This window comes from Algibacter pacificus (assembly GCF_008033385.1).
Taxonomy (GTDB): Bacteria; Bacteroidota; Bacteroidia; order Flavobacteriales; family Flavobacteriaceae; genus Algibacter; species Algibacter pacificus.
This window is the reverse complement of sequence record NZ_VOGY01000001.1, coordinates 536,841-548,222: the sequence shown is the minus strand read 5'-3', so window position 1 is coordinate 548,222 and position 11,382 is coordinate 536,841. Positions and strand designations below refer to the sequence as shown.

General features: G+C 34.8%; 5 protein-coding genes. All 5 read right to left on the bottom strand.

The genetic code is table 11. The features are described from left to right. Positions 1-25 precede the first annotated feature (25 nt). The 5 genes from FQU21_RS02655 to FQU21_RS02635 are packed head-to-tail and all read right to left on the bottom strand — an operon-like array spanning position 26 to position 11,381. Complete coding sequence (locus FQU21_RS02655; RefSeq protein WP_147676476.1) at positions 26-3,313, bottom strand: glycosyl hydrolase; 3,288 nt, start codon at positions 3,311-3,313, stop codon at positions 26-28. Between the two features lie 2 nt (positions 3,314-3,315). Next, positions 3,316-6,063: an alpha-L-rhamnosidase gene (locus FQU21_RS02650; RefSeq protein WP_147676475.1), complete on the bottom strand. Its 2,748-nt coding sequence runs from the start codon at positions 6,061-6,063 to the stop codon at positions 3,316-3,318. A gap of 3 nt (positions 6,064-6,066) precedes the next feature. Next, a complete protein-coding gene (locus FQU21_RS02645) occupies positions 6,067-7,833 on the bottom strand; it encodes an amidohydrolase family protein (protein ID WP_147676474.1) in 1,767 nt (588 codons plus the stop codon). Positions 7,834-7,845: 12 nt separating this feature from the next. After that, positions 7,846-9,390 carry a sulfatase gene (locus FQU21_RS02640; protein WP_147676473.1) on the bottom strand — a complete coding sequence of 515 codons (1,545 nt, stop codon included), beginning with the start codon at positions 9,388-9,390 and terminating at the stop codon, positions 7,846-7,848. After that, positions 9,387-11,381, bottom strand: coding sequence for a heparinase II/III domain-containing protein (locus tag FQU21_RS02635; RefSeq protein ID WP_222707979.1), 1,995 nt, complete (start codon positions 11,379-11,381; stop codon positions 9,387-9,389). Before FQU21_RS02635 ends, FQU21_RS02640 begins: the two co-directional genes overlap by 4 nt. Position 11,382 lies beyond the last annotated feature (1 nt).

Below are 11,382 nucleotides of genomic sequence, written 5' to 3'. Positions count from 1 at the left end.
ACTGTTTGAGCAGGTTTGATTGTAATTATTTTATGGTCGTTTTCTTAGTTGTTTTTATCGTAATTGGCCCGATTAAACCTGCTGGTAGCAAAGTTTTATCTCTTCCGTAAAAATTAGTGATTGTAAAGGTAGAACGCTTTTCTAAAGGCGCTGGCTCGTTGTTTAAAAACCAATCTGGCATCACTTCAGCTTTTCGGTCAAATCCAGTTTCATTCGGGTATTGTTCGTCACCAATAAGACGATTTGTCCATTGGTTGCTCACTTCTACTTTTATGGTATTAATACCTTTTTTTAATACTGAAGTGATGTCTATTTTAAAAGGGGCTTTCCAAACTACGCCAAGGTCAGTACCATTTACAGTAACTTTTGCTGCTATGCCTACTTCACCTAAATCTAAGCTATACATGGTGTTTTTAGCTAGTTGTTTTCTACTTATTCTGAATTCATTCTCATAAATAGCCGTTCCTGAATAATATTTTATGTCTTCAGCATCATGTTTCGATAAATCTATCAATTCTGGAAATTTAAAACTATTTTCTTCGGAATTTAAGTTTGGAAATGTCACATTCCAATCGTTCTCTAAGGCTATAGGGAAAGTTTGTAACAACTTCTCTTCCTGAAGTTTATTCTTGGAAGTTAACGTGTAAGATACGTTTGACATTTTTTTAACATCTGTAACAGTAGGTAAGTTTTCTGACGCTTCTTTAAAAACCACAAAAACAGATTCTTCAGCCTCTAAAGGAATCCAAACTTTTGTTTTGCCATCTAGATGCTTGAACTGAGCTGTCTTTATTATTTTACCATTCATGGGGTTCCATAGTTCTGGAATTTTTCCATCAACATTAAAATTACATTCAAAAAGTTGCTTTGATTTATCTGGGTTGAAGAAAAAATACATATCCATCTTCTCATCTTTTCGGTGAATAAATGGTATATCATCTCGACCTTCAATAGTAAAATCACTAACAATATCTTCTTTATTCATTATTGTTTCCCATTCAAAACCAGCATATACATTAGGCAATGCTTTTATTGCTTCTACTATTTTTGAAAACGCTGCTTTTTCTTCAGTAGTATTGAAATAACCTGCGGATTGCTCAGGTAATTCGCCAATTACAGGAACACCTGATTTAGCAATTTGGTAGATGCGTTTTAAGCTTGATAGGCTTAGTTTTTTAGAATTTTTAAGCACTAAAGTCTTATAAGTTGTGCCTTCGGGAAGCATTAAGGTTTTGTTTTTAATCTTTATACGATTAAGAAGCACATCGGCATTGGTGCAATCAAAGTTTGTTCCTGCAGGAATTGCTGGTTCAAAATCTTTACGCAAATATACCGAGTTGGGTGAACCATCGCCAATAAAAACTAAAAAGTCGGATACAGGAACCCCTTGACGTAACAAGTACTGGCCACGCATCATGTAGGTAAACCAAGCTTTTCCTGCATTATCCCACCAAGGTTGAACTCTATCAAAATGAAACCCCCATCTACCCATAGTCATTCCAGGAGCAACATTTGGGTTGGCTTGATGTGTAAAACGATGAAACATGAACTCATTAATACCATGAACCCAGGCTAAGTCTCCAGAGATTTTTGCTAGTGCAGGATGCCCCTTCCAATTAATCTGTGGATTGGATGTAAAGGATTCTGCCGAAGTCACATTTTTACCATAAATATGCGATGCAGATACAGCAGATTGCACCATGGTCATTTCACGACCCATCCAAAATTCGCCCATGTTAATGTCTGCTTTAGCACCAACATCTAAATCATTCAATGGTCCAAAACCATAAGGCTCTATATAACTTTTGATACCATCTTGCTTACACAATTCTGCAAAATAACCAAAGTAATTCTCTGCCATTAAATGAGAATTGAACTGACGTACATCCCAAAGCACAGCATCAGAAACCTCTTCATTTTCAACAAAACGCCCCGCATAAAGTGGTAAAACATCTATCAGATTATATCCATATTTTTCTTTAAACAAATGCTCATAGTTCTCAGTCCAATTTTGTCCCCCCATTTCATAACTATCAATTTCTGCATATTGCATCGCATTTGGTGCTATTTTTTTGGTATTCTCAATCACTTTTTTAACAAAAGCATCGTAATGTGTTTTAAAGGCTTCTTTACTAAATTTATCGCACTCTAAGCCTCTACCCGCATCTGATGCAGGATTGTTAAACGCTCCTGTTGAAGTATATCCAAAACGCAATATCGTCCAGTCACCTTTTGGTAATTTTGCTTGTAATGTACCATCAGGTTTAAGATAAGAAGTTAATTTTACGATACTGCTTTTATCAATAATCATAGACTTTTCAGGTTGTCCAATGGGTGTCAAATTTGAGTCTTCTGTACGCCCCATACTTATGCGCCCCATAACATTATGAATGCTTTGCGTATTGGATAAACGGGCTTCTTGTAAAGACATTGTTTGGTTAAACGTTATCCTAAAATACTTTGAAGTTATAGCCTCAAAGCTATCATTAATAGTCCACTCCCTTTTTCCTGTACGTACTGTATAAAGTTCTCTAACCGTTGTAAAATTAATACCATCATTAGAAACTTGTAAGGTAGCAATTGGGTCACGTTGGTTACAAACAATCAAGATAGACCGTATCGTCTTCTCTTCAGGGTAATCATACTGTAACCAAGGAAGTACATCCTTCTTTTTAGGAAGAACTAACCTACCATCGAGTAAATTATCAACTAAACCATCTGTTTGTAAATTTAAGACGGAGGAAGTAATGATGGGTTTGTTGCTAGCATCATTCAATTCTGAAGATAAAGACGGATACGCTAAAACAGCAACATCCTTATAGTAGTCTTCCCTTTTTGTGGTTTGTGGTAATTTTACATTTAACGAACCTCCTTTTACTTGAAGTTCACTCCAAACCAGCATTTTCATACTTTGCTCTGGTGTAATCCATGGGCCTCCACTAGAGGACCAACCATCGCAATTGTGCACACCAAAACTTAAGTCCAAACGCTCACATTCTGCTGCTGCATATGTTAACATCTCGTGGTGCTCAGGTGAGCCGTATTTTATTTTTCCGTCTGGAATTTTTTGGTCGATATTGAACAATAAAATACCACCAATACCTACGCGTTGCATAGCTTCTAAATCTTTGGTCATACCCTCCTTACTCATATTACCATCTATGGCATGCATCCAAGTTCGAGGTTTGGCTGAAGCTGGTGGGTTTTTGAAGTTTTGTTCAAGAGAAGCATTCTCATTTTCTTGCGCATGGGATGTTACTATCCCAAAAACAAACCAATATATTATTAAAACTAAATTCAGTTTATATTTCATATCTATCTCGCATTTTTATATATAATTTTATAATCTCCACTAATGATATCATCTATAACTACAGTATTTTTTTCTTTAGTAAATACAGGAGTTTGACCATTTACAGTCAAATTTGCTGTATCGCTAAAAAATGGAAGTACAACTTTTGCTGACGTATTGGGCGGAAAACTAATAGTGTAAATAAAATCACTACCTACAAATGTCCATGACGACTCAATCGTTCCATATTGCGATTCATAACTACCTGAAGCCTCATTTAAATTTATGTGGGGCATAGGCGCAAATCGTATTTTTTTATAACCTACTTCTAGGGGTGCAATTCCAGCAATGCGCTCATACATCCATTGACCAATAGCTCCATAAGCGTAATGATTAAACGATAAGGCTCTATCTGCAAAACCTTTATCGTGAGTATAACCATCCCAACGTTCCCACATAGTAGTAGCCCCTTGATTGATGCTATAAAACCATGAGGGATAGGTTTCTTTGAATAAAATTTCAAATAATTTATCGGTATGACCTGTTTTATCTAAAACGGGTGCTAATAAAGGTGTGCCTAAAAATCCTGTTCTTAAATGATTATTGGTAACCTCTATTTCCTTTAACAAATGATGAACAGCCTTATCTGCAGTTTCTTCTGGTAGCATATCAAACCCTAAAGCCAGTAAATACCCTGTTTGTGTTGGTGTGTAAGGGGCTTTAATTTGTCCTTCGTTATCGAAAAACTCCTTTTCAAAAGCCTTTGAAATTGAATCCAAAAGTTGGCCATAGTACTTTTTATCTTTATTTAAATCAAGACGCTCAGCGGCTTTCATCGTTAATTTAACGGACTGTGCGTAAAATGCTGTAGAAATTAATGTATTGGGTGTATCTCCTCTTCTATCGTCTTTTTGTTGAGAATAGGGTTGTAACCAGTCGCCTACTGTAGACATGTGGCTGATGTAATTTGTAGATTCAGAAGTATGATAATCGCACCAGCGTTTCATCATTTCATAATTATCTTCTAAGACAGTTACATCGCCGGTTCTAAAATACAATTCCCAAGGTACAATGGTACAGGCATCGGACCAACCTGCTTGCGCAAAATTTCCAGTAAAATTTGGAACCACTACAGGAATACCACCATTACCAAATTGCTCTTCGCGCATACTAGTTAACCAAGCCGACCAAAAGGCATGTGTATCTGACAAATACAATGACGTTGGTATAAACACTTGTGCATCACCTGTCCATCCTAAACGTTCGCTTCTTTGCGGGCAATCCAAAGGCACATCAAAAAAATTGCCACGTAACCCCCATTGAATATTACTATGCAATTGGTTGAGTTTAGGATGAGAGGATTTGAATTTACCTTCCATTTCAAAATCAGAGTATTGTACTACTCCCGTTACCCAAGATTTTTCTGGTTTGAAAGTTGAATTGAATCCACTTAGCTCCACATAACGAAATCCGTGAAATGTAAATGAAGGCTGCCAAGAAATGGTGGTATCCTCTTTCGCTATATAATAATCTATAGATTTTGCAGAGCCTAAATTTTTAGTGAACAATTCACCATTAGCATCCAACATTTCGCCATGCCTTAGCTTAATGGTATCTCCTTTTTTTACTCGCATATTCAACTTCACTACTCCTACCATATTCTGACCAAAATCAAATAAAACTTTATCATCCTCTTGTTGCATAATTTCAACAGGTTGTAATGTCATTTTATTTTTTAGGGTAGCGTGTTTTTTTGGAAATAATTGAGTTTTGGGATTTATGGCTTCCGTTTCAACAGTTTTCCATGTGCTGTCATCAAAATGAGGTTGACTCCAATTTGGTATTGCAAAATTCGCATCATACACTTCACCATCATACAATCCTGCAGTTCGTATAGGCCCTTTTCTTGTGGCTTTCCAATTATCATCAGAAATAATGGTCTTTACATTTCCTTTTATATCTTCAATTTCTAACTGACAGATAACTTGTGGTGGTGCAATTACAGTATCCCATCTTCTTTTTGGACCAAATCGACCTGAGTGCCAGCCTTCTGCCAGAATAATACCTATGGTATTTTCATCCTTTTGCAAATTTTCAGTAACATCATAGGTTAGAGTTTCAATCCGTTTATGATAAGGTGTCCAACCTGGTGTTAGCACATCACCCCCAATCTTTTTTCCATTTATATGTGCTTGGAATATTCCTTTTGAGGTGATATATAATCGTGCTTTTTTTACGGTTTCATCTAATTTGAAATCATTTCTTAAATATTGAGGTCTAAATAATCGTGTACCATACTGTGTAGTATCCCATTGTTTTGGGTCTAGAATTTTTATCCATTTGGCTTTCCAATCATTATTAGAGAGTAAACCCATTTCTATAGTTGATACTTCACTCCATTGAGAAACTAGGTCGTTTTCATCCCAATAGCGTACTTTCCAATACACTTTTTGTCTTGATTTTAAAGGAGCACCTTTATATTTTACAAAAATTGATTGGTCTGATAGTACTTTTCCTGAATTCCATACATCTGGATTTTCTAGCAATTCAAGTTTTGAAGCTATCGAAATTTCGTAAGCCGTTTGGTTTTTTATAATTGTATCTAGTTGCCACGAAAAAGTTGGAATGCTATCATAAAAACCTATTGGATTTACAAAACCTTCTGAAACAGATAGTGTATTAGGAACCTTTTGTTCCTTATTCATTTCCACACCACAACTAATAAGTAGGTATTCAAAAATAATCAAATATAATAAGCTCTTCTTTTTCAATTTTTATTCTGATTTATTTAAATTATAAACACGCGCTCTTATGTTTTTCAAATCACCAATTATTAAATAATAATCATATTCGTAAACTGTGTTTTTATTAAAGGTTGCTTTGTGTAATGGAGCCATGTATGATGTTGCTCTGTCGTGAGCTTCATATCCAGGATCTCTTGACATTCCAGCTAAAAAATTAGTACTTATTGGCGAATATACCCCCATACCCCAATTGTCATCATTTACAAATGCCATCCAGCTTTCGGTTACCATATTATTTTTATATTTCCCCCAAAAACCACTTGTAAGATTTACTACTTTTGGTTTATTTAACGGTTCTCCTGTAAAAGGTTTATCACCAAAATAAGAGTATAAGTTGTTTAAAGCTGATATTGGGTAAACAGCAGGTAGTTCTTGATTATGAGCTTTTCCTTCTCCATAAATAGTATCCGTTCTTTGGCAGGTTAATTTATTTTGAACTTTAATTACACTTCCTTCTAATGTTGTCCATTGCTCCATGATTGCTTCTGCATACTTGTTTTTCATATCCCAAAGCATAGGAATACATTTTACATATAATGTATTTCCTTCTTTTTTATATTCTAAAATCTCTGCTCGGTTATTGTAGCAATCGCCAACCTGGATTGGATTCCAAGACCAAGGAGACCAAGCTTTTTTTTGTCCTTCTTTTTGTCTATTGACTATTGCTCCTCCATAATAAGATTGTTGAATATACCGTCCTTCATCATGAACATTTACAATATTCCTATCAACATCTGATTTAGATATATAAGCAATAGCACCTCCTCTTTTTAAGTCTAATTTTAAACGCAGTTCACCATTATTCAATTCAATAAAATTTGGAACTGTAGGATTCATCAATCCATAAGCCTTCCTAACATTTGTAAAAAAGAGTTTTTCTTCGCTTAAGTTTTCACGAGTTTTACAGTAAGCCTCAAGAATTTGAACGGCGTTATTATATTCTCCTCGTAAACTTGACAAAGGCCAATTACTACCAAATAGCACACGGTCTGAACCAAATATTTCAAGCGTAATATCTAACAACTTTTTGTAATACTTTAATCTTTTGGGTGCAGTGTTCTTGCCTGAAATTGTATGTAATGCAGAAATCTTTACATATACATTTTTATAAGCTGCTATTTCTTTAAGTAATAGTTTGTAATTATCTTTATCTTGTATAACTCCATCTTTTAATCTAGTATTCCCAAAATGATTCACTACAATATTCATATTGGGATATATATTTGCTATGGTAGCTACATCTTTTAAATCATTTAGTTCAAGTACTAAATTTCGTTTATCTAACTCTTTTAGATGGCTTAGAACTTCAGGATTAGAAAAATTCAAGCCCTTAAATCTTGGGCGAACTCCTCTAAATTTTAAGTTCTTTTTTAAAGAATCTAAATCCTTTTTAAAATTCACATCCAAAGGGTTAAGATTAGCTGTAAAACCTAGTATATGCTTAGATTCGTTAGCCATTTTAGATAACCAAAAATTATCTTCTCTTCTTGTACTCGCTTCAACTAAATAAGCGTAATTAAAACCTGATGAACTCGCAACATTTAAAAAATCTTTTTCTAAATGTGAGTTTAATAAGTCTGAATTGTTGTTTTGTATATGTTCATTAAGAAACGTATAACTGTCTTTACGATTTGTATCATAAAGATGAATATGAGCATCAATTCGAGCTGTTTTATTTTGCCCAAAAGAAGGAACAAAAGATAATAAAACCCAAACAATACAAAATAATAAACGCATTTTTTTTATTTTTTATTTATGATTAATTCTTTTTGCCACACGCAATCCTCCTTTTTGAATGCCTATTTCTTCAGGGTGATATTTTTGAGGATCAAATGCAGGGTTTGCAATTGGAATAACTGCTTTCGTATCCTTTAAATGTTCCTCAATAATAGCATCCAATTCTTTTACTTTTTTTGGATACTTTGCAGCAAGATTGTGCACTTCTCCTATATCTTGTTTTAAATTGTATAGCAAATATTGATGAGTAAAATCTTTTCCGTAATTAAATATGCGTATTAGTTTCCAATATCCCTCATGAACAGAAACCGATGGTGGCAGCCAATTTGGTATTTTTGGATTATGAGGAAAATAGGTAACGATTGGCCCTCTATTTTGTGCTTCGCCTTTCAAGGCAACAGAAATATCTACTCCATCAATCTTATGTTTTTTAGGGATTTTAATTCCTAACTGATTTAATATTGTTGGATAAAAGTCAGTTGATTGTATCATAACATCTGATCTAGAACCAGGCTTTGTTAATTTTGGCCATGCAATTACACATGGCACTCTAACACCACCTTCATAAATGGTTGCCTTACCTCCTCGTAAAGGGTGATTACTTGTCGGTTCTGTAATGAATTCTTCTCCTGATTGCGTTGTTTCACGAATACCATTATACATGTTGCCTCCATTGTCACTAAAAAACACTATTGCCGTTCGATCGCTAATTCCTAATCTATCTATCTCATCTAATAATCGACCAACGGCTTGGTCTAAAGAATGAACCATAGCTGCATAGGTTGGAGAATGTTGCAAATCTGTAAAATCGATTTTGGACTGGTAATATTTTATCAAACTTTCTTTAGCGTCAAAAGGTGCATGAACAGAAAATTGCCAGTAATTCATAAAAAACGGTTTATTCAAGTCTTGCGAGCGTAACCAATTTATGGCTTCATCTGCCATTCGATCTTCAATGTGTTCATTTTCGTAATTCGCCTTAAACTTTGGATATTTCCAAGGAGCCACAAAACTACCTGCTGGTCCTGGTCCTGGCCAATGTGGAATGTCAACATCGAATCCATGTTGAATGGGTGTGTAAGGCTCTCTTCCCAAATGCCACTTCCCAAAATGCGCCGTATTGTAACCATCTGCTTTTAATAACTTTCCCAGTGTTGGTAATATAGTATCTAATCTTGTTACTGGTTTGCAGGCAACAGATTTAAAACCTGGAGCCGCTTTTGGAGGGACGGATGCTTTTAATTGCACTTTAGGTTGATGTGCAGCAGGCGAAGTAATTCCTGTTCTTGCGGGTGTTTGTCCTGTTAAAATACTAGCTCTTGTTGGTGTACATAATGGACTTGCTGCGTAAGCACGAGTAAAAGTTACTCCACGAGCAGCCAATCGTTCTAAATTTGGTGTTTCATATAACCTTGTTTTCCCATAGAGTGTTACATCTGCCCACCCCAAATCATCAGCCAAAATAAACACTACATTCATTTTTTTGTTGTCTGTATTTTGAGCTTTTGCAACAACAAACATTAAACTTAATACTAAAACGCTTATTATTTTTTTCATTTTTTCTTTTTAATTTGAAATGTATATTCGCCTTCTTTTTGTAATGATTTTGCTGTAAACGAAAGCCTGTAAATAGTTTTGCCCCAAACGTTACTTAACTTTTTTTCGTTCAGTTCAATAGGTTTTAAAGCGACCGAGAATTCTTGTTTATTGTAAAATAGCTCTACTTTTTCTTTATCAACTTGAATCATAACCTTCCCTGGAGTATTGATATCAACATCGCCCCAAGTCATAAAATTGAGTTGATTAGGCGCTTTTGTTTCTGATAGCGAAAATTGGTCTTTTATGCTTAATCCATTTTTTTGTAACTGATAGGTACGTATCCATGACGTAACCTCAGCATTTTCTGGATATGCTTTAGAAATATCAGCAGTAAATGTTTTTTTATTTTTATTGAAACTAGTATTCGTTGCTTTGAATTTTGCTCCTGGACGTTGTGCAACTCCATTAATTAATGGCACATTATGATAATTACTTTGCATTGTCCAAATGGTATAACGCTCTGGCCCAAACGTTTTGGCAGTATAAGAACCAACTCCTGTATCAATAAATATAGGGGTTGCATTTGCATAAAACATAAACGCCCCAACATCATTATGGTTGTGGTTTTCTTGGTTGTACCCACCTTTAGCTGCTAAAAAAAGCCCTTCTTTATTCGTCATAAAACAATATTCTGTCTTAGGATACCAAGAATATTCAGGAGTTTTAAAAACAGGTGTTGTATTTTCTAGTGCTTTAGATATTGTTGCATTTTTTAATGTTCGATTAATATCTCGTTTATAAGCAATCATTGATTCAGGATTTTCGTTTTTCAAATAGGCAGCAAAATTCATCATATCTTGACTTGCAACCGCTTTTCCAAAAGCATAAATAAAATAAGGATTTCCTTTTGCTTTTGCTGATGCATCCGAAAAATTAACGACCCAACCTTTGCCAACATTAGCACGATAAACGTATTCTGCCATGGCTTTTATTTCGGGCTTGTCAAAAATGGAAACCTTTACTGAGGTCAATTTTTCCAACAAGTCCAAATAATCAAACATTTTCCCTGCAGCAACTCCCCAGTACCCAGGGCCTTCATCACAAGCACCGTCTTTATCTTCATTTATAAACATATCTATAGATTGCATGGAACGATACACAGCTTGAGCTAATTTATCTTTATCATTTTCCATCAACATAAAACATTGTAGCACATTGGCATTACACCAAGGATTCCAGTTGTTTACTTTTGGTTTGTTTTTGGCATAAGGCGGAAGTGCTGTCCACCAATAATTCATATTCATATAAGGTTCTAGAATACGCTTTTTCACTTCATATTGAATACGTTCTGATATAAGTGGGTTGACTTTATCAAACTCCTTATTCAGGAAATAATATGCCCATGATAACATAGCTCCGGTTTGCGAAGAATACAAGCCAATCAGATTTTCATTTCGATCGGGAAAATGATTTTTAACTTCTTTTGGTGAGAGTCTAAAATGTGCGGACAATACCCAAGAGGTCATTTCACAATTCATGAAAACACCATCGATAATCTTGTCTAAAAACCGTCCTTTACCTTCTGCCAATTCGGCTAAAATTAAAGCGCCTATCGCATCTTGATTCTCAAAATAAGGGACTTGCATGGTTTCACGATTACCTGTTCTTGTATAATCGAGATAATCTGTTGCTTTAACCACTTGCCATTTATAATCTAAATATGCTTCTCCGTTTTCAATTAAGATTTGCTTTTGATTTCCAAACAGTGAATCCCAAGCTTTTCGATTGCTATAATCTGGATAATTGACCCATTTTTGATTCATAACAAGCATTTCTTTAAGCTCTTCAAGAGCATAAGACGTTGTTAAGAAATTACGTTGTGCAGATATAGAGTAATGAATCGAAAAAAAAATTAAAAACAACAAAATCAATGATGTATTCATCGATTTATCCTTAGTGTTTTCACCTAAAAACATTTGTTTATTTCTTGTAAAACAACTTAAATTCATC